Source organism: Ferrovibrio sp., from assembly GCF_019636075.1.
In the GTDB taxonomy this organism is placed as follows: Bacteria; Pseudomonadota; Alphaproteobacteria; order Ferrovibrionales; family Ferrovibrionaceae; genus Ferrovibrio.
The window spans coordinates 53,979-71,307 of sequence record NZ_JAHBYG010000010.1 but is presented as its reverse complement, the minus strand read 5'-3'; the positions used below and the strand labels follow the sequence as shown (position 1 = coordinate 71,307).

General features: G+C 61.5%; 19 protein-coding genes. 14 read left to right on the top strand and 5 right to left on the bottom strand.

Annotated features, from left to right (window positions below; genetic code table 11):
- Window positions 1-5: 5 nt before the first annotated feature.
- The 3 genes from moaB (at window position 6) to KF827_RS06715 (ending at window position 2,345) form a co-directional block, all read left to right on the top strand.
- The gene (gene moaB / locus KF827_RS06725) at window positions 6-542 is read left to right on the top strand and encodes a molybdenum cofactor biosynthesis protein B (RefSeq protein ID WP_291002314.1); all 537 of its coding nucleotides are present in this window, start codon (window positions 6-8) and stop codon (window positions 540-542) included.
- Window positions 543-700: 158 nt separating this feature from the next.
- On the top strand, window positions 701-1,147 hold the full coding sequence (locus tag KF827_RS06720; RefSeq protein WP_291002312.1) for a GNAT family N-acetyltransferase: 447 nt from the start codon (window positions 701-703) through the stop codon (window positions 1,145-1,147).
- An 88-nt stretch (window positions 1,148-1,235) separates the two neighbouring features.
- Window positions 1,236-2,345: a PA0069 family radical SAM protein gene (locus tag KF827_RS06715; RefSeq protein ID WP_291002309.1), complete on the top strand. Its 1,110-nt coding sequence runs from the start codon at window positions 1,236-1,238 to the stop codon at window positions 2,343-2,345.
- Between the two features lie 5 nt (window positions 2,346-2,350).
- Here the strand turns inward: KF827_RS06715 and KF827_RS06710 are convergent, their stop codons facing one another.
- The 3 genes from KF827_RS06710 to KF827_RS06700 are packed head-to-tail and all read right to left on the bottom strand — an operon-like array spanning window position 2,351 to window position 5,193.
- Window positions 2,351-3,793, bottom strand: coding sequence for a DUF294 nucleotidyltransferase-like domain-containing protein (locus KF827_RS06710; protein ID WP_291002304.1), 1,443 nt, complete (start codon window positions 3,791-3,793; stop codon window positions 2,351-2,353).
- A complete protein-coding gene (locus tag KF827_RS06705; protein ID WP_291002301.1) occupies window positions 3,786-4,532 on the bottom strand; it encodes a 3'-5' exonuclease in 747 nt (248 codons plus the stop codon). Before KF827_RS06705 ends, KF827_RS06710 begins: the two co-directional genes overlap by 8 nt.
- A gap of 7 nt (window positions 4,533-4,539) precedes the next feature.
- The gene (locus tag KF827_RS06700; protein ID WP_291002298.1) at window positions 4,540-5,193 is read right to left on the bottom strand and encodes a hypothetical protein; all 654 of its coding nucleotides are present in this window, start codon (window positions 5,191-5,193) and stop codon (window positions 4,540-4,542) included.
- Between the two features lie 205 nt (window positions 5,194-5,398).
- Between KF827_RS06700 and KF827_RS06695 the strand changes: the two genes are divergently transcribed.
- From KF827_RS06695 to KF827_RS06675, 5 genes are all read left to right on the top strand, one after another.
- Window positions 5,399-5,665 (top strand): DUF4212 domain-containing protein, encoded by a 267-nt coding sequence (locus tag KF827_RS06695; protein WP_291002295.1) that lies wholly within the window; start codon window positions 5,399-5,401, stop codon window positions 5,663-5,665.
- Window positions 5,666-5,682: 17 nt separating this feature from the next.
- Complete coding sequence (locus tag KF827_RS06690) at window positions 5,683-7,527, top strand: sodium:solute symporter family protein (protein ID WP_291002292.1); 1,845 nt, start codon at window positions 5,683-5,685, stop codon at window positions 7,525-7,527.
- 144 nt (window positions 7,528-7,671) lie between these two features.
- The gene (locus KF827_RS06685; protein ID WP_291002289.1) at window positions 7,672-7,992 is read left to right on the top strand and encodes a hypothetical protein; all 321 of its coding nucleotides are present in this window, start codon (window positions 7,672-7,674) and stop codon (window positions 7,990-7,992) included.
- Between the two features lies 1 nt (window position 7,993).
- Window positions 7,994-8,293, top strand: coding sequence for a hypothetical protein (locus tag KF827_RS06680; RefSeq protein ID WP_291002284.1), 300 nt, complete (start codon window positions 7,994-7,996; stop codon window positions 8,291-8,293).
- A 15-nt stretch (window positions 8,294-8,308) separates the two neighbouring features.
- On the top strand, window positions 8,309-8,704 hold the full coding sequence (locus KF827_RS06675; protein WP_291002282.1) for a hypothetical protein: 396 nt from the start codon (window positions 8,309-8,311) through the stop codon (window positions 8,702-8,704).
- Window positions 8,705-8,711: 7 nt separating this feature from the next.
- Here the strand turns inward: KF827_RS06675 and KF827_RS06670 are convergent, their stop codons facing one another.
- Together KF827_RS06670 and KF827_RS06665 are read right to left on the bottom strand one after the other, a co-directional pair.
- Window positions 8,712-9,602, bottom strand: a complete 891-nt coding sequence (locus KF827_RS06670; protein WP_291002279.1) for an adenylate/guanylate cyclase domain-containing protein — start codon at window positions 9,600-9,602, stop codon at window positions 8,712-8,714.
- A gap of 142 nt (window positions 9,603-9,744) precedes the next feature.
- Window positions 9,745-10,434, bottom strand: a complete 690-nt coding sequence (locus KF827_RS06665; RefSeq protein WP_291002277.1) for an XRE family transcriptional regulator — start codon at window positions 10,432-10,434, stop codon at window positions 9,745-9,747.
- Window positions 10,435-10,840: 406 nt separating this feature from the next.
- On the opposite strand from KF827_RS06665, the gene KF827_RS06660 reads away from it, so the two are divergent.
- The 6 genes from KF827_RS06660 to KF827_RS06635 all read left to right on the top strand — a co-directional run bounded on the left by KF827_RS06660 (window position 10,841) and on the right by KF827_RS06635 (window position 17,299).
- A complete protein-coding gene (locus tag KF827_RS06660; protein ID WP_291002274.1) occupies window positions 10,841-11,848 on the top strand; it encodes a dipeptidase in 1,008 nt (335 codons plus the stop codon).
- A 58-nt stretch (window positions 11,849-11,906) separates the two neighbouring features.
- Window positions 11,907-13,427 carry an ABC transporter substrate-binding protein gene (locus tag KF827_RS06655; RefSeq protein ID WP_291002271.1) on the top strand — a complete coding sequence of 507 codons (1,521 nt, stop codon included), beginning with the start codon at window positions 11,907-11,909 and terminating at the stop codon, window positions 13,425-13,427.
- A 65-nt stretch (window positions 13,428-13,492) separates the two neighbouring features.
- A complete protein-coding gene (locus KF827_RS06650) occupies window positions 13,493-14,410 on the top strand; it encodes an ABC transporter permease (RefSeq protein WP_291002268.1) in 918 nt (305 codons plus the stop codon).
- Window positions 14,407-15,303, top strand: coding sequence for an ABC transporter permease (locus KF827_RS06645; protein ID WP_291002265.1), 897 nt, complete (start codon window positions 14,407-14,409; stop codon window positions 15,301-15,303). The genes KF827_RS06650 and KF827_RS06645 overlap by 4 nt, the downstream gene beginning before the upstream one ends.
- Window positions 15,300-16,325, top strand: a complete 1,026-nt coding sequence (locus KF827_RS06640; protein WP_291002262.1) for an ABC transporter ATP-binding protein — start codon at window positions 15,300-15,302, stop codon at window positions 16,323-16,325. The genes KF827_RS06645 and KF827_RS06640 overlap by 4 nt, the downstream gene beginning before the upstream one ends.
- The gene (locus KF827_RS06635; RefSeq protein WP_291002259.1) at window positions 16,322-17,299 is read left to right on the top strand and encodes an ABC transporter ATP-binding protein; all 978 of its coding nucleotides are present in this window, start codon (window positions 16,322-16,324) and stop codon (window positions 17,297-17,299) included. Before KF827_RS06640 ends, KF827_RS06635 begins: the two co-directional genes overlap by 4 nt.
- Window positions 17,300-17,329: the final 30 nt, after the last annotated feature.

The following is a 17,329-nucleotide window of genomic DNA, read 5'->3' as shown; positions in this document are numbered from 1 at the left end:
TTGCCATGTCGGAACGCGCCTTCATTCCCGTCCGCATCGCCGTGCTGACGGTGTCAGACAGCCGCGGTCTCGCGGATGACAAATCCGGCCAGACCTTGGTGGATCGTCTCACGGAGGCGGGCCATGAACTGGCCGCGCGTGCCATCGTCACCGACGATATCCCGGCCATCCAGGCGCAGCTGACGCAGTGGATCGACGATCCGGCAGTGGATGTGGTGATCTCCACCGGCGGCACCGGGGTGACCGGCCGCGACGTGACGCCCGAGGCTTTCGAAGGGCTCTACGAAAAGCCGATCCCGGGCTTCGGCGAAGTGTTCCGCATGCTCAGCTTCCAGAAGATCGGCACCTCTACCATCCAGTCGCGCGCCACTGCCGGGGTCTGCCGGGGCACCTATCTGTTCGCCTTGCCGGGCTCGCCAGGCGCCTGCCGCGATGGCTGGGACATGATCCTGAAGGACCAGCTCGACTACCGCTTCAAGCCGTGCAATTTCGTCGAGCTGCTGCCCCGCCTGCGCGAGCATGAGCGCCGCAAGCCGAGTTGAGAGAAAAATCGACAAAGTCCTATAATTTCGATTTTTGTTCTTTTTATCGTTTTCTCGCCATCCAAACCGGCCCTATGCATCAGGCATAAACTGGTGCTTACCCCGGGGCCGGTATTGGCTTAATCGGATCGGGTCTTCAGCTTAGGAAACCCGTATCCATGTCCGATATCGTTATCCGCCCGGTGGCTGCCCAGGAGCGCCGGCAATGGGAGCCGCTCTGGCTCGGCTATCTCGCGTTTTACGAAAAAACCGTGCCCGACGCAGTGACCGATTTCACCTGGCAGCGCCTGGTCGATCCCGCCCATCCGATTGAAGGCCTGATCGCCTGGCAGGGCGATGTCGCGCTGGGGCTGGTGCAATATCTGCTGCATCCTTCCACCTGGAACCGGGGCGGCAATGTGTATCTGCAGGATCTGTTCGTGCAGCCCCAGGCGCGCGGCAAACGCATCGGCCGGCGCCTGATCGCCGCCGTTACCGAGATATCCAGGGCCAAGGGCGCTGGCATGCTGTATTGGCAGACCGAGGAATTCAACGGCACCGCCCGGCGGCTCTACGAACGCGTGGCCAAGCGCGCGCCCTTCGTGCGCTACAATATCGAGCTTTAATACGGCTTGGTTTTCCGGGAAGCATTATTGGTTTTCCGAGAAGTGATAGTTCTTGAATTGTTCTTTTGGCTGTGGCATGCTTCCGGCTATGGCCAAATTCACCGAGCGCGCGATTTCCACCCCCGCCGACCAGGCGCATCCCGATGCGCGGCGCGGCCGGGGCGCGGTGTCGAATGTGCGCAGCCGCTACGATGCCGAGGATCGCCAGCGCGAGGATGACGGCTGGGGCAGCCTGGAGGAGGCCGCGCCGCGCAAGACAAGGCTGCATGACGACAGCAGCCGCAGCATCATTGCCTGGAACACATCGCCCGACATTCCGTTCGATCGTTCGATCAACCCCTATCGCGGCTGCGAGCATGGCTGCGTGTATTGCTTCGCGCGGCCCAGCCATGCCTATCTCGGTTTCTCGCCCGGCCTGGATTTCGAGACCGAGATCATGGTGAAGCGCGATGCGGCCGTCTTGTTGCGCAAGGAACTGGCGGCGCGTTCCTATCGTTGCGCCGTGATGTCGATGGGGTCCAACACCGATCCCTATCAGCCGGTGGAGCGCGAACTCGGCATTACCCGCTCGATCCTGGAAGTGTTGCGCGAGACGAAGCATCCGCTCGGCATCGTCACCAAGAACTTTCTCGTCACGCGCGATATCGACATCCTGGCCGACATGGCGCGCCAGGGCCTGGTGAAAGTATTCGTTTCGGTCACCACGCTGGATCGCAAGCTGGCCCGGGCCATGGAGCCGCGCGCCTCCACGCCGCCGAAACGGCTGGAGGCGATAAGGCTATTGGCGGAAGCCGGTATTCCGGTGGGCGTGATGGCGGCGCCGATGATTCCTGCGCTCAACGAGCATGAGATCGAACGCATCCTGGAAGCCAGCTATGCGGCCGGTGCGCGCGAGGCCGGTTTCGTGATGCTGCGGCTGCCTTTCGAGTTGAAGGAATTGTGGCGCGAATGGCTGGCCGAGCATTATCCGGATCGCGCCGCACGGGTGATCAAGCAGGTGCAGGCGGTGCGCGGCGGCCAGGATTACGAAGCCGATTTCGGCCGGCGCATGCGCGGCGAGGGGCCGGTCGCCGATCTGATCGCCCAGCGTTTCCAACTGGCCTGCCGCAAACTGGGTTTCAACGAACGGCGCTGGCATTTGCGCACCGACCTGTTCGCGCCGCCGGCTGCCGATAGCCGCCAGGGCAGTCTTTTCTAACAATCTCAATGCGTGATGGCGCCTTGGATGATATCGGGCAGCAGGGCAAGCTGGCCCAGCGCGCGTTTCAGCCGCGTCACCTCGCGCCGGCTCAGGCCATGCACATCCACGCGGCTGGAAGGCGGTTCGCCCTTGGCGATATCCTCGATCTGCTGGCGCAGCACGCGGCCCAGGATCAACTCATGGGCATCGAGCAGGCGGGTGAGATCCTCCTCGCCGATCAGGCCGCGCGCGGCGGCCAGCATCAGGCGCTGGCGTGTGGCGGTGGCGGGTAGCGCAAGCTTCAGAGCCAGCAGGCGCGCCGCGCTGACCAGTGGCAGCAGGCCACCCAGTTTCAGGTCCACGCGGCCATCCTTTTCCACCAGCCGGCCGAACAGCCCGATGGCCGGATGCAGTTGCGCCGCCTGTTCGGCCAGCAGCCGCAGGAAAAGCGGCGACCGCGATGCGGCTTGCAGCGCCTGCAGCCGCAAATCCTGCGCCAGCGCGGCATCGCCATAGAGCGGCTTCAGGTCGTAGAAGATATCCACGTTCAGCAGCATGGCCGCCGAATGCCGGCCGATCCATTCGCCGATGCGCTGGCGCCAGGCCTGCATGTCGCCGCGCCAGATGGCGTTCTTGGCCATCACGCCGCCCTTGCAATAGGGAATGCCGGCGGCATCCAGCAGATCGGCGATCAATTCACCGGCACGGGCATACCAGGCATCGTCGGCAGCATTGCCGCCATGCACGATGGCATTGTCTTGATCGGGCTTCAGCAGGCTTTCGCCGCGCCCGCCCGAGCCCAGCATCAGCAAACACCAGGGCGCCGGCGCCGGGCCGAGTTCGGCGTTGAGGCGTTTTTCCACCAACGCGGCGGCGCGGCTGGTGATATCGGCATAGATGCCGCTGATTGCCGCTGCCACTTCATGGGCGGCCAGCTTCTCGGCCATCAGCAGCCGCGCCAGATCGGGCAGGGCGGCGCGCGCCTGGCCAAGCTGTTCGGCGCTGGTGGCGGTATCCAGACCGTCGATGATGCTCTGGGTTTCGGCGGCACGCTGGCGCAGCAGGGCGCGCGCGGAAACCACGCCGATATAGCCGCCCAGTTCGTCCACCACCGGCAGATAGCGCAGATTCAGCCGGCGCATGCGGCCGATGGCGCGGAACAGCTGGGCATCGCCGGCCATGCTGGCAATGGTGCGCGTCATCAACCCGCCCACCGGCAGGGTGGCGGCGGCTGTGCCATGAACGGCCAGGGCGCGGGTGAGGTCGCGTTCGGTGAGAATGCCGGCCACACAATCCTTTTCGGTGATCAGCAGCGCGCCGACATTCTCGCGGGTCATCAATTGCGCGGCTTCGGCCAGCGCGGCTTCGGCGGGCAGGCGGAAAGGCGGGCTGCGCATCACCTCGGCCAGGGTCTTGCGATAGGGCGCAAGATCGAAGCTCACGCCAAGCATGTCGCCATCAGCCATGCGGCACCACCAGATCCATCGCCCAGCCGGCGGAAAGCTGGTTCTGCAGCAGATCGCGCCGCCGCGCCATCAGGCTGCGGGCCTGCCCCAATGTGCCGATGCCCTGGCTTTGCATGGCGCGCAGCAGGGCACACCAGATCGCGCCTTCGGCGGTGGCATCGGCCAGCGCGTTATGCCGGTGCAGGATCACCACGCCATATTCCTCCGCCATGCTTTCCAGCGTGTAGCTGCTGAGGCGCGGTTTCAGCCCGGCATAGAGCAGGCCGATATCCAGCGCGGCGGCCGGCGGATGAAATGGAATGCGGGCGCGTTCGGCTTCCTGCCGCAGCAATGCCAGGTCGAAACCGATATTGTGGCCCACCAACACGCGATGGCGCCAGAAGCCGCGCAGCACCGGCCAGATCAGCCCGAAGGACGGCGCGGTGGCCACATCGGCATCGCGGATGCCATGGAATTTCGTTGAAGCCGGCGGGATCGGTCCGCCCGGATAGACCAGCAAATCCAGCGGCAGGCCGGTATCCAGATGGCCGCCATCGCCGCGCAGCCCGGCCACCGCCACCACGCGGTCGCGCAGCGGATTCAGGCCGGTGGTTTCGGTATCCAGCACCGCGACCGGAATATCCTCCAGCCCACGGTTTGCCGGTATGGCATCGGCTTGCTGCCGGCGGCCGCGTCGCGCTCGGCCCACAGCCACTTTCAAGCGGCGGCGCAAACCGGTAACGAAGCGCCCGCCCGCCATGGCGGTTTCAGACCAACGCCGCCAGCCAGGCCCGCAACGGCTCTGGCTGCAGTCGCTTGGCCATGCCATCGCGCAAGGCCACGATATGAAAGCCCAGATCGCCGGCAATCACTTCCAGGTCGTTGCGGATCAGCCGGTTATGCAGCGGCATGTATTCCATGATCGAGGCGGCGGTATCCTTGCAGATCACCGCCGGATGCAGCGGTGCCGCCATCCGGCTTTGGGCGAAGCGGGTGTTGAACTGCTCCAGGCGGTCGGCCCAGCCTTCCTGCTGGCGATGCACCGGCACATGCTCGTTCAGAATATCGGCATAGAGCCGCCGCAAGCCATCCGCCACCTTGGCTGCCTGTGCCGCATCGGCGGGGCGCAGCACGCCTTCGGCCATGATGGTGCAATCGGCCAAGGTCTGCGCGAAGGCCTCCCAGCGGCAGATGTCCATGCCCTGGCGGAAGGCGTCTTCCTTCATCAGCTTTTCAAAGGCCAGCAGGGTTTTCACCCGGGCGAAACCGGTCACGGTCTTTTGCGCCAGGTAGGATGCCTCGCCGGCCAGAAAGTCACGGAAGCCGGGGCCGTCGCCTATCACAGGCGGGAAGAAGAACTCCCATCCACGGGATAGCCAACCCTGCTTCCGCGCCGCTGCGGGCATTGAAAGATCGGTCATTGTCCCTCCCTTAATCCTTTGATTTTGTTGGTATTCGACCTTGGTCTAATGGGAGACTCGTTTACGCGACGGTTATAGTCGGCAGAACTAGGGAAGGGAATCGACGCTATTCTGTCAATCCATGTCCCTGGTCCACGACAAGAAAAACACATGCCGGGCCGGCTTTCGCAAGGGCCAGACGGCTAAAGCAAGGGGCAGGAGCAAAATGTCGCAACTTACTCCGGAAAAGGCGCAGGCCTATTGGTCCCGTACATCGGGATTGATGTGGACCATGCTCGCCATCTGGTTCTTTTTCGGCTTCGTGGTGCATCTGTTTGCGCCGCAGCTGAACGGGATCCGCATTCTGGGCTTTCCGCTCGGCTTCTACATGGCCGCGCAGGGCTCGCTGATTGCCTTCGTCGTTTCGTTGTTCTGGTTTGCACGCAAGCAGAACGACATCGATGAAGAATTCGGCGTGGCTGAAGAAGAATAAGAGGGGGAAACACAGCCATGGCGAACAACTCGCAATCCGGCGGCGGATTCATCAACAACCTGGGCAAGATCTACGGTCTCTATACCGGCGGTTTTGCCGGTTTCGTGATCTTCCTCGCAATCCTCGAACAGATGGGCGTCTCCAATCAGGTGATCGGCTATCTCTTCGTGTTCCTCACCATCGGCGTTTACGCGCTGATCGGTATCATCTCGCGCACTGCCGAGATGGGTGAATACTACGTGGCGGGCCGCAGGGTGCCGGCGCTCTACAACGGCATGGCCACCGGCTCCGACTGGATGTCGGCGGCGTCCTTCATCGGCATGGCCGGTTCGCTCTACCTGTTGGGTTACGATGGCCTTGCCTTCGTGCTCGGCTGGACCGGCGGCTACCTGCTGGTGTCGATCCTGCTGGCGCCTTACCTGCGCAAGTTCGGCCAGTACACGGTGCCCGACTTCCTCGGCGCCCGTTACGGCGGCAACCTGGCGCGCTTCTGCGGCGTGATCGTGCTGATCTCCGCGTCCTTCACCTACGTGACGGCGCAGATCTTCGGCGTGGGCATCATCGCCTCCCGCTTCCTCGGCATCTCGTTCGAGTTGGCGGTGTTCGTCGGCCTGGCCGGCATTCTGGTCTGCTCGATGCTGGGCGGTATGCGTGCGGTCACCTGGACCCAGGTGGCGCAGTATATCATCCTGATCATCGCCTACCTGATCCCGGTGGTTATCCTTTCGGCCAAGGTTACCGGCGTTCCGATCCCGCAGCTGATGTATGGTCAGGCGCTGGAAAAGATCGAGGTGATCGAGAAGACCCTGGGTGTTGTGAAGGGCCATACCGCGGCCTTCTCCAATGCGCAGGGCGTGATGAACTTCACCGACGGGTTGAACTTCTTCGCGCTGATCTTCTGCTTGATGGTTGGCACCGCTGCCCTGCCGCACATCCTGATGCGCTATTTCACCACGCCCAGCGTGCGTGAAGCCCGTCAGTCTGTCGCGTGGTCGCTGTTCTTCATCTTCCTGCTTTACTTCACGGCGCCGTCTTACGCCGCGTTCGCCAAGCTGGAAGTGTATCAGAACGTGATCGGCCAGCAGATCACCGCCCTGCCGGGCTGGGTGCAAAGCTGGGGTGCCATCGGTCTGGTGGGCGCTTGCGATGCTGCGAATGCCGATACCATCTACGCGCTCTGCAAAGGCGTGAAGGGTAACGCAGACGGTATCCTGCAGCTCAACGAGTTCCGCATCCATACCGACGCCATCGTGCTTGCCACGCCGGAAATCGCGGGTCTGCCCTATGTCATCGCCGGCCTGGTGGCCGCTGGTGGCCTGGCGGCTGCGCTCTCGACCGCCGACGGCCTGCTGCTGGCCATCGCCAACGCGCTCAGCCATGACATCTACTACCGCATGGTTGACCCGCATGCGCCGACCGCCCGCCGCCTCATCATCAGCCGCGTGCTGCTGATCGTTGTGGCTATCGCGGCGGCCTATGTGGCATCGCTGAAGCCTTCCACCATCCTGGCGATGGTGTCGTGGGCCTTCTCGATCGCCGCATCGGGCCTGTTCCCGGCATTGGTGATGGGTATCTGGTGGAAGCGTACCAGCAATACCGGCGCGGTTGCCGGCATGATCGCTGGCTATGGCGTCTGCCTGTACTACCTGATCACCACGCAGTTCTATGGTGCTCCGCTCTGGTTCGGCGTGCGCAACATCTCCTGCGGGTTGTTCGGTATCCCGGCGGCGTTCATCGTCACCTACGTGGTCAGTCTGATGACGGCTGCTCCCTCCAAGGAGATGCAGGACTTCATCGACTCCATCCGCGTACCGGCTGGCGATGTGAAGCTGGCCCGTACCGAGGATGCCATCTCGCATTGATCAAAGAATCGCCCAGGCCGGATCGGGCAACCGGCAGCGTCTGGGCGGTGATTTGAAAACTGCGATGATTTGAAAAGAGCGGCGGGGATCGTATACTGATCCCCGCCGTTTCTTTGTGTTCCATCCCCTTTCAGCCGAGCGTACATGGCCCAAACTCAGCCCGACTTCTTCTGGAGCTTTCTGCCCTATTGGGCCGTTGCCTATATTCTGGCGATGATCGGCTGGACCGCCGTTGGCCGCTTCATGATGAGCGCCTTTCTGCCGCCAGACAGCCCGAACTACATCTTCCGCTTTTTCCGGCTGTTGACCGAATGGCCGCTGCAGGCGATTGCCTTCATCACGCCGCTGATCCTGCCGCCGAAATTCCTGCCGCTGGTGCTGGCCTTATGGGCTTTCATGCTGCGCTACGTGGCCCATGTGGTGTTTGCCAATTACGGCATGGCGCCCGGCCTGGGAGTGAGCTGAGATGAACCCGCAGACCCTTTTCGTTGCCGTGATGGCGGTAACCCTGCTGAATGGTTTCGTGTCGCCGGTGTTGCCGCTGGTCTTCATCTGGTCGCCGGTCTGGCTGCCGGAATTCGCACCGAAAACGCCTGAAGCAATTCTCTACGGCACTTCGCTGATCGTTTCGCTGGCCACGTTGCTGCTGTCTGGCGTGCCGGCGGCATTGTTCGAGCGCATCACCGGCCGCGAAGGCAGTGACGCTACCTCGATGATGATCTGGCTGGGGGCTGCGCTGCTGATCACGGCGCCTGGCCTGGTCTGATCCGACAGGAGCGCGATGGAGCCGGAACCGTTCGATCAGCGTGTAAGGCGACTGGCGGTTCTTTCCATCGGGCGCGGCTGCTTTTTCGCGGCCCTGGCGATCTGGTGCGTGATGATCGGCTTGATATCCGAGCCGCAGCAGGCCATGCGTGCCGGCGGGCTGCTCAGCCTGCTGGTTTGCTGCGTGCTGCTGCTGAAGGCGCAAACCGCACTCAAGCGTTCGTTCCGGCATACCGAAGTGTGGATCCTGCTGGATCGCAAGCTGCCGGTGGCCGCCGAAGCGGCGCAGCGGGTTATCAGCGCGGTGCTGCGCGAAACCTATCTGCGCTATGCGGCATATGCCGGCGCGATCGGTGCGGCGTTTCTGCTGCTCAGTGTGCTGGTTCTGCTGGGCGGCCGTCTGCTGCGCTGAGGCCGGCTCAATCCCGGCGCCAAAGCGGCCACATCACACGGGGATGCACACCCATCGGGTAGCGCATCATCAGCAGCAGGCAAAAGCCCAGCAGCGGCCAGAAAACCCAAAGGCTGCGCGGGCTGGTGGCCAGATTGATCAGCAGCAGAAACAGCCCCAGCACGGCAAAGCGCCAGGCCATCTGCCGCCATTTGCGAATCCGGGTGGCTTCGTCGGCCTGGGTGGCTTCACCAGTTTGGGCAGCTTCACCGGCCTGGGCGGGCCGGCCGCTTGCGGGTTCCGGCTGGGGCGTAACAGGCGGCTGGCTGGCTTTGGCCGGCGCGCTGCCTTCCACCATGATGCGATAGGCCGGCACCGGCTCGGCGATATTCTTGATTTCGCGCGAGCCGATGAAATCGAAGCCGAAATCCAGCTTCTTGCGCACCTGCTCGAACACCGCGCCAGAGATGCACACGCCACCCGGCTCGGCCAGGGATTCCAGGCGCGCGGCGATGTTCACGCCGTCGCCATAGAGGTCGGTGCCGTCCACCATCACATCGCCCAGATTGATGCCGATGCGGAACAACATCAGCGGCGCGGCGGGTTGTTCTGTACGCAAGGCGGCATTGCGCTGATTGATGCGGCGCTGCGCCGCCACGGCCGCGAATACCGCTTCAACCGGGGAGGGGAAATCGGCCAGCAGGCCATCGCCCCAGGTATTCACCACACGGCCATGATGCTGCTCGATCTCGGCGATCAGGTCGGCACGATAAAGCTTCAGGCGGCCCACGGTGGCCACCTCGTCGGCCTCCACCAGGGCGCTGTAGCCCTGCACATCGGCGCAGAAGATGGTGGTCAGCTTGCGCGGCAGACTGTGGTCATGCCCGGTATGGGATGAGGCGGGGCCGGGATCGGTCATCGGACGGCTTCCTGAGGGCGCGCTTGAGGCGGAGGCGAGGGCAGTATACGCCCGATCCGGCCAAGTCGGCGAGGGGCCTTAAGCGCCAGGAATGTGATGGCCGTTATACCTGATCCGTCACCAGTATAGGGCCGGTTAGGCCCTACTTGCTGCGCGGGCGGGCGGATTCGTGGCTGTTTTCAACCACGTTGATGGCATCGGAGCTCGAGCAGACCCAAAACACTTCGGCGTCTTCCAGCCCATGGGCCAGGCAGACATGGCCCATTGTGCTGTCGAAATACACGCAATCGCCGGGCTCCAGGATCACCTCTTCGTAGAATTCGGTGATCAGCCTGATGCGGCCGGTGAGGACATATATGACCTCTTCGCCCTCATGCTTGATCAGCGGGCTGAAATCCTTCCATTCCCGCTGCTTGATGCGTGCCTTCAGGGGGATGATGCGCTTGCCGACCACATCGGTGCAGAGCATCTCGTAATTATAGGTCTCGGTTTCGAAAACCTTGCCCTGGCCAAGCCGTGTGATGGAACGCCGGCCATGGGGCGAAAGCTGCGGCTGGTCGGAGAACAGCACCGCGATATCCACATCCAGGCCGCGCGCCAGCCGGATGATGTTTTCGTAGGTTGGCGAGAGCCGGTTATTCTCCACCTTGGAAAGCGTGGCCACGGCCAGGCCGGAGCGGTTGGCGACATCCTTCAGCGTCATGCGCTTGGATTGCCGGATGCCGCGAACCCTCGATCCGAGATCGACATGACTGCCCTGCACCGGCTGAACTCCCGTATTAGGGGAGGCGTCGGCCGATTTCACCAGTTTCGTGCGAGGGAGTTGATTCATGCGAGATATGTCTGCCCGGCGGCCTTTGAGTTCTCGTCACCGCCCCTAAAAGAAGAATCGGCGGTCCGCCTAGCGTCCTCCGCCTCACTAGATATCGGATTCGAAATTTTTTCAAGGCAGTCGAAACTGATGCCGGTTTAACCATCGGTTTGCGATTTTTTTCTCCGAATTTTAAATAACATTATGTTTTAAATAATATTTTTTGACAGGCGGGGATTTTTTGGATAGCCCAACAAACGGGCGGACTATTAAAAAAGCCGCCTAAAATATTCCCAATTTTGATATTAATTTTCGTATTGGAAAATTTTTGTCGTAATGATAACTATGCCGGCACGAACCGGTTACGCCCGTAATCGCTGTTTATTCGCCGCGGGGCTTATCCCGCCAATGAGGGGAACCAACCAGAATGCCAGTCGACGCTCAGTCTCTGCATGCAGACGCCATCATCATCGACCCGGTTTGTCCGCTGTTGCACCAGAAGGACATGCTCGATGTTTACAAGAAGGGTGGGTTGACCGCGATTGCCCCCACCGTTGGCGGTTGGGAGAATGCCGCCACCACCATGCGCGGCCTGGGCAGCTGGGTGCAGTATATCCGCGAACGCGGCGATGCCATCCTGGTGCGCAGCGCGGCGGATATCGAAGAGGCCAAGCGGACCAACAAGATTGGCGTGATCTTCCACTTCCAGGGCACCGACCCGCTGGAAGACAGCCTTGATCTGGTGGATGCCTACAAGTCGCTTGGCGTGGGCATGATCCAGCTGACCTACAATGTGAAGAACCGCGTGGGCGATGGTTGCGAAGAGCGCACCGATGCCGGCCTGAGCAAATTCGGCCTGAAGGCCATCGCTCGCATGAACCAGGCGCGCATCATCGTGGATTGCTCGCACACCGGCTATCGCACCACGATGGATGCTTTCGAGGCTTCCTCGGCGCCCACGGTGTTTTCCCATGCCAATCCGCGTGCGGTGTATGGCACGCCGCGCAATGTGTTGGACGAGCAGATCAAGGCCGCCGCGGCCACCGGCGGCCTGACCGGCATCGTCGGCTTTCCGCCCTTCGTGGCCGCCGACAAACGCCCGACCCTGGATCAGTTCATCGACCATATCAGCTATGTGGCCGATCTGGTCGGCATCGACCATGTTGCGCTCGGCATCGACTATTTCCTCGGCCAGTCGCCATACACGCCAGACGATGCGGCGATGAAGTTCTACGAGGAAACGATTGCCTCGGGCCGCTGGACGCCCGCTGCCTACCCGCCGCCGCCTTACTATTACCCGGAAGGGATCGGCACGCCGGACCAGATGCCGAACTTGACCGCGGCCCTCGTGAAGCGCGGCTTCAACGAAGCCGATATCCGCAAAATCCTGGGCGGCAACTGGATGCGGGTATTCCGCGCCGTATGGGGCAGCTAAGCCCGAACCGAACCTCAAGAAACGCTCACTCATCGCTTAACAGAAACGGGGATTAGAAATGCGCTTTCGGATACTGAACATTGCCACGGCAATCGCCATTGCCTCCGTGTCTGGCCAGGCCATGGCCGGCAAGGCCGACGACACTCTGAATGTTGCCTTCGAAGAAGAAGTCAGCACGCTGGATGGCTATAAGGAAATCTCCCGCTCGGGCCTCATTCTGGCTCGCATGCTCTACGACAACTTGCTGATGAAGGACCTCAAGACCGGCGAATTCCGCCCGGCGCTGGCAGAGTCCTACACGGTCGTGGATGACAAGACGATCGACTTCGTGATCCGCAAGGGCGTGAAGTTCCACGATGGCAAAGAGCTGACCGCCGATGACGTGGAATACACCCTCAATCAGGTGACCAAGAAGGAATACAACACCCGCTACCAGATTACGGTGAACTGGATCGACGTGGTGGAAAAGACCGGCCCGTATTCGGTCCGGGTTCGCATGAAGTCGGTATACCCGCTGGCGCTGGAAATGTTGGCCGGCCCGCTGCCGATCTACCCGAAGCATCATCTCGAAGCCGTTGGCTCCGCCGGCATGTCGGCAAAGCCGATCGGTACCGGGCCGTATCGTCTGGTTGAGATGACAACCGGCACCCGCTTCGTGCTGGAGCGTTTCGACCAGCATTATGCCGAAAGCCCGAAGGGCCGCCCGGCCATCAAGCGCATGGTTGCCAAGGTTCTGCCAGAAGCGAATGTGCAATATGCCGAACTGATGAATGGCCAATTGGATTGGATCTGGCGCGTGCCGCATGATGCCGCCAAGCGGCTGTCGGCCCGGCCGAACCTGACCGTGAAGAGCGCGCCGATCCTGCGCTTTGCCTTCATGGGCATGAATCCCAACTATAATGGCGGCAATAGCCCGATAGCCGATGTGCGCGTGCGACAGGCCATCAATCATGCCGTGAACAAGGAAGACATAATCAAGGCCCTGGTGGGCGGTGCGGCCGCATCGATTGCCACCGCTTGCCACCCGATTGCGTTCGCCTGTTCGCAGGATGTGACTAAGTATGCCTACGATCCGAAAAAGGCCAAGGATCTGCTCGCAGCGGCCGGTTATCCCAACGGGTTTCCGCTGGAACTGCTGACCGCGACCAGCTTTCCCCGCGCGCAGGTGGAGGCCATTGCCGCCAATCTTACCGCCGTTGGCATCAAGGCCAGCATCAACGAGCAGCAATCGGCCGTGATGCGGACGAATTATATCGAAGGCAAGGCGCCCACCTATCTGTCCAGCTGGGGCGCTTACGGCATTGCCGATGCCGGCCTGGGGACCAGCCCGTTCTTCGGCGGCACCGGTGATGACGTAGTGAAAGACCCGCAGGTGATCGCGGAAGTGAAAATCGCCGATACCACGCTGGATCGCGATGTGCGTAAAAAGCATTACGAAACGGCGCAGAAGCGGGTTGCCGATCAAGCCTATTGGCTGCCGCTATGGGCGTTCAGCGTCAACACGGCGCAAAGCAGTAATCTGTCGCTGGATGTCGATCCGGATGAGTTCGTGCCGTTCTACAAGGCTGCCTGGAAGTAAAAATACGGAAATGCCACCGGCGGGATGGTATCCTGCCGGTGGTCGATTGCAGCATGTGAGGCAGAATGTATCGTTATATATTGCGCCGGTCGCTGTCGGGAATCTTGCTCATCCTGGCTGTATCGCTGGCAACCTTCTTCCTGATGTTTGCCGGCGGCGACCCGGCAACGCGCATGGCCGGAGAATCCGGCAGCATGGCCGATGTGATCCGTATCCGCCAGGCTTATGGTTTCGACCGCCCCATCATCGTCCAGTATCTGTCGTGGCTTGGCGGTTTTGTCACCGGGGATCTCGGCCGCAGCCTGTATTTCGATATGCCGGTTTCCGCAATTCTGGTCGAACGCATGCTCACCACCATGAGGCTGGGCGCCTGGGCCATTCTGCTTGCGATTGCCATTGGCGTGCCTCTTGGTGTTGCAGCCGGTTGCCGGCCCAACACCAAGGTGGATCGCTTCGCGCTGCTTTTCGCTGTGGTAGGGCAGGCGATGCCGACCTTCTGGTTCGCGCTGCTTTTGGTGATTGCATTCAGCGTTACGTATCCGATCCTGCCGAGTTCGGGCCTCGATAGCTGGAAGCATTACATTATGCCGATGGTGGTGCTGTCTTATTTCGCTGCCCCCGCCATCATGCGCCTGACACGCTCCGGCATGATCAGCGTGCTGGATACGGATTACATCCGCACGGCGCGCGCCATGGGCATCGTGCCTCATAAGATTCTGCTGAAATACGCCCTGCGCAACGCGTTGATCCCGGTGGTCAGCCTGGCTGCGGCGCAGTTCGGCTATATGCTGGCCGGATCGGTGGTGGTGGAAAGCGTTTTTGCCATCCATGGAGCCGGGCGCCTGGCTTGGGAATCCATCCTGCGCAGCGATCTTCCTGTGATTCAGGCGCTGGTGCTGTGTTTTTCGCTGTTCTACATCGTGCTGACCTTCCTGGCCGATGTGGTCAATGCCTGGCTCGATCCGCGTATGAGGATTGCATGAGCGCCGCACCTGTAATGCCCACTGCTGGCGCCAAATCCATGGTTACCCTGATTCTGCCGCGGTGGCGCCAGCATACCGGCTTCATGCTCGGCTTCTGCGTGCTGGCCGTGTTTGCATTGATGGCCATCCTTGCGCCGATGTTGGCGCCTTACGATCCGTATGCGCAGGATTTGATGGCGCGCATGCGGCCTCCGGTATGGATGGATGGCGGCAACTGGCAGCATCCATTCGGCACCGACCAGGTTGGCCGGGATTACCTGTCTCGTATTTTCTATGGCGCTCGGGTTTCGCTCTTCGTCGGCCTTAGCGTCACGATCATCTCTTGTTTGATCGGCACCGCGCTCGGGGTGACTGCGGGCTATTTCGGTGGACGCGTCGATACGGTTATCTCCTTCCTGATCACCGCTCGCCTGGCGATTCCGGTGGTGCTGGTGGCGCTTGCCGTAGTCGCGCTGGTCGGATCGTCTCTGCAGATCGTGATAGCCGTGCTGGGGCTGCTGTTATGGGATCGGTTTGCAATCGTCATGCGCGCCACCACGCAGCAGATACGCTCTGCCGATTTCATCGTGGCGGCCAAGGTGCAGGGCGCTTCCAATTTCCAGATTGTGATGCAGGAGATACTGCCGAACGTCGTCAATAACCTGTTGGTGGTGGCCACGCTGGAAATCGCCCAGGCAATCGTGCTGGAGGCTGCTCTGTCATTCCTTGGCATTGGCGTGCCGGCGCCTACACCATCCTGGGGCCTGATGATCGCGGAGGGCCGGGCCGATGTTTTCTTCGATCCATGGTTGATCACGATTCCAGGCACTTTCCTGTTTGTGCTTGTGCTGGCCACCAACATGACGGGTGACGGCTTGCGCGATATCACAGCGCCAGAGGGCCGTAACCGATGAATGCGACCGATATGCTGCTGGATGTAAGGGGATTGCGGATTGATATCCCGACGCCCAAGGGAATGCTGCATGCGGTGCGCGGCATCGATTTCAGCCTCAAGCGCGGCGAAACGCTTTGCCTGGTTGGCGAGTCCGGTTGCGGCAAGTCGCTGACCGCCATGGCGCTGATGGGCTTGCTGCCCCGCAAGGCATTGCGTAGAGCGGATATGCTTAGCTTTCAGGGAACCGACATGCTGTCGTTGCCGGAAAGGGCGTTCAACCGTCTGCGCGGAGACCGCATGGCGATGATCTTTCAGGAGCCGATGACCTCGCTGAATCCAGCTTTGACCATCGAACAGCAATTGATCGACGTGCATCGCCAGCACCGCAATGTCAGTGTGAAGGAAGCGCGTGAACGGGCCTTGTTCTTGTTCGAGAAGATCGGCGTCAGCGCGCCCACCGAGCGGCTGAAGCAGTATCCGCATGAACTTTCCGGCGGCCTGCGCCAGCGCATGATGATTGCCATGGCGCTGATGTGCGGCCCGCAATTGCTGCTGGCCGATGAGCCGACCACCGCGTTGGATGTGACCATCCAGGCCGAATTGCTGCGGGTTTTGCGCAATCTGCAGGAAGAATTCGGCATGGGCCTGATCTTGATCACCCACGATCTGGGCGTGGTGTCGCGCATGGCGGACCGAGTTGCCATCATGTATGCCGGCGAGATTGTAGAGCAGGGCGATGTCCACCAGGTTTTCAACCGGCCGAGCCATCCCTATACGCGCGGTCTGCTGGAATGCCTGCCGATTCCCGGCCGCCATAAGCACATGACCCATCTGCCCTCGATCCCAGGCGTAGTGCCTTCCCTGATCGGAGATTTCGTCGGCTGCGCATTTCGCGAGCGGTGCCAATATGCCGAAGAGCGCTGCGCAGCGCCGGAAATCGACTGGCGGCAACTTCCCGATGGCCAGGGATATCAATGCATCCATCCGGTGGACTCGTTCGGTGCCATGCATTCGGCTGCCATGCACGAGGTGTCGCGATGACACAATCAGAAGCGCCGATCTTTGAAATCAAAGCGGTAAGCCAGGAATACCGGCTTGGCGGACAATTATTCCGTCGCCGTTTTCTGCGTGCCGTGGATGATGTATCGCTCAGCTTGCGGCGCGGCGAAGTGTTGGGCCTGGTGGGGGAGTCGGGATGCGGCAAAACCACCCTGGCGAAGATCATGATGGGGTTGATCCGGCCCAGTGCGGGCGAGGTGCGGCTGAATGGAAAACCTTTAAGCGGCATACCCCGGCTCGAAGTGGCCAGTCGCATCCAGTATGTTTTCCAGGATCCGTATTCGGCCTTGAATCCCCGGCATTCGATTGGACGGATCATCGAACAGCCGCTGCGGATTCATGGCGTGGGATCCGCAGCCGACCGTGCCCAGAAAGCGCGGAAGTTGCTGGATGTGGTGGGCTTGCCCCAGCGTCTGATCGACAGTCCGCCGAGCCAGCTTTCGGGCGGCCAGCGCCAGCGCGTGGTGATTGCCCGCGCATTGGCATTGCGCCCAGATATTCTGGTTTGCGATGAGCCTACATCGGCGCTGGACGTGTCGGTGCAATCGCAAATCCTCAATCTGCTGCTGGATCTGCGGGCCGAGTTCGGCCTCAGCTATGTATTCGTGAGCCATAACCTTGCCGTGGTGGAGCATATGGCCACCTCGGTTGCCGTGATGTATCTCGGGCGCATCGTCGAATATGCTGCCAGAGATAAACTTTTCGGCGATCCGCAGCATCCGTATACCCGGGCCTTGCTGAATTCCGTGTTGGCGCCTGATCCGGGCGCTGGAATCCCGGATCTCGGCCTGGGCCGAAGCGTTCCCAATCCGGCGCAGCTTCCCAGCGGTTGCCGTTTCCATCCGCGTTGTCCGGCGGCGATTGCTGTGTGCAGCAAGCAGACGCCGGCACGTGGCGGCGGCGAGCGCTGGGCGGAATGCCATCTCGTGCAAGATTCAAGCAGCGCGGCGGCGTAAGTGTGTGGGCAGCATTGCTGTCGTAAGGAG

Coding starts and splice junctions, on each gene's coding strand:
- moaB (WP_291002314.1), top strand. CDS start 6: ATGTCGGAACGCGCCTTCATTCCCGTCCGCATCGCCGTGCTGACGGTG.
- KF827_RS06720 (WP_291002312.1), top strand. CDS start 701: ATGTCCGATATCGTTATCCGCCCGGTGGCTGCCCAGGAGCGCCGGCAA.
- KF827_RS06715 (WP_291002309.1), top strand. CDS start 1,236: ATGGCCAAATTCACCGAGCGCGCGATTTCCACCCCCGCCGACCAGGCG.
- KF827_RS06710 (WP_291002304.1), bottom strand. CDS start 3,793: ATGGCTGATGGCGACATGCTTGGCGTGAGCTTCGATCTTGCGCCCTAT.
- KF827_RS06705 (WP_291002301.1), bottom strand. CDS start 4,532: ATGGCGGGCGGGCGCTTCGTTACCGGTTTGCGCCGCCGCTTGAAAGTG.
- KF827_RS06700 (WP_291002298.1), bottom strand. CDS start 5,193: ATGACCGATCTTTCAATGCCCGCAGCGGCGCGGAAGCAGGGTTGGCTA.
- KF827_RS06695 (WP_291002295.1), top strand. CDS start 5,399: ATGTCGCAACTTACTCCGGAAAAGGCGCAGGCCTATTGGTCCCGTACA.
- KF827_RS06690 (WP_291002292.1), top strand. CDS start 5,683: ATGGCGAACAACTCGCAATCCGGCGGCGGATTCATCAACAACCTGGGC.
- KF827_RS06685 (WP_291002289.1), top strand. CDS start 7,672: ATGGCCCAAACTCAGCCCGACTTCTTCTGGAGCTTTCTGCCCTATTGG.
- KF827_RS06680 (WP_291002284.1), top strand. CDS start 7,994: ATGAACCCGCAGACCCTTTTCGTTGCCGTGATGGCGGTAACCCTGCTG.
- KF827_RS06675 (WP_291002282.1), top strand. CDS start 8,309: ATGGAGCCGGAACCGTTCGATCAGCGTGTAAGGCGACTGGCGGTTCTT.
- KF827_RS06670 (WP_291002279.1), bottom strand. CDS start 9,602: ATGACCGATCCCGGCCCCGCCTCATCCCATACCGGGCATGACCACAGT.
- KF827_RS06665 (WP_291002277.1), bottom strand. CDS start 10,434: ATGAATCAACTCCCTCGCACGAAACTGGTGAAATCGGCCGACGCCTCC.
- KF827_RS06660 (WP_291002274.1), top strand. CDS start 10,841: ATGCCAGTCGACGCTCAGTCTCTGCATGCAGACGCCATCATCATCGAC.
- KF827_RS06655 (WP_291002271.1), top strand. CDS start 11,907: ATGCGCTTTCGGATACTGAACATTGCCACGGCAATCGCCATTGCCTCC.
- KF827_RS06650 (WP_291002268.1), top strand. CDS start 13,493: ATGTATCGTTATATATTGCGCCGGTCGCTGTCGGGAATCTTGCTCATC.
- KF827_RS06645 (WP_291002265.1), top strand. CDS start 14,407: ATGAGCGCCGCACCTGTAATGCCCACTGCTGGCGCCAAATCCATGGTT.
- KF827_RS06640 (WP_291002262.1), top strand. CDS start 15,300: ATGAATGCGACCGATATGCTGCTGGATGTAAGGGGATTGCGGATTGAT.
- KF827_RS06635 (WP_291002259.1), top strand. CDS start 16,322: ATGACACAATCAGAAGCGCCGATCTTTGAAATCAAAGCGGTAAGCCAG.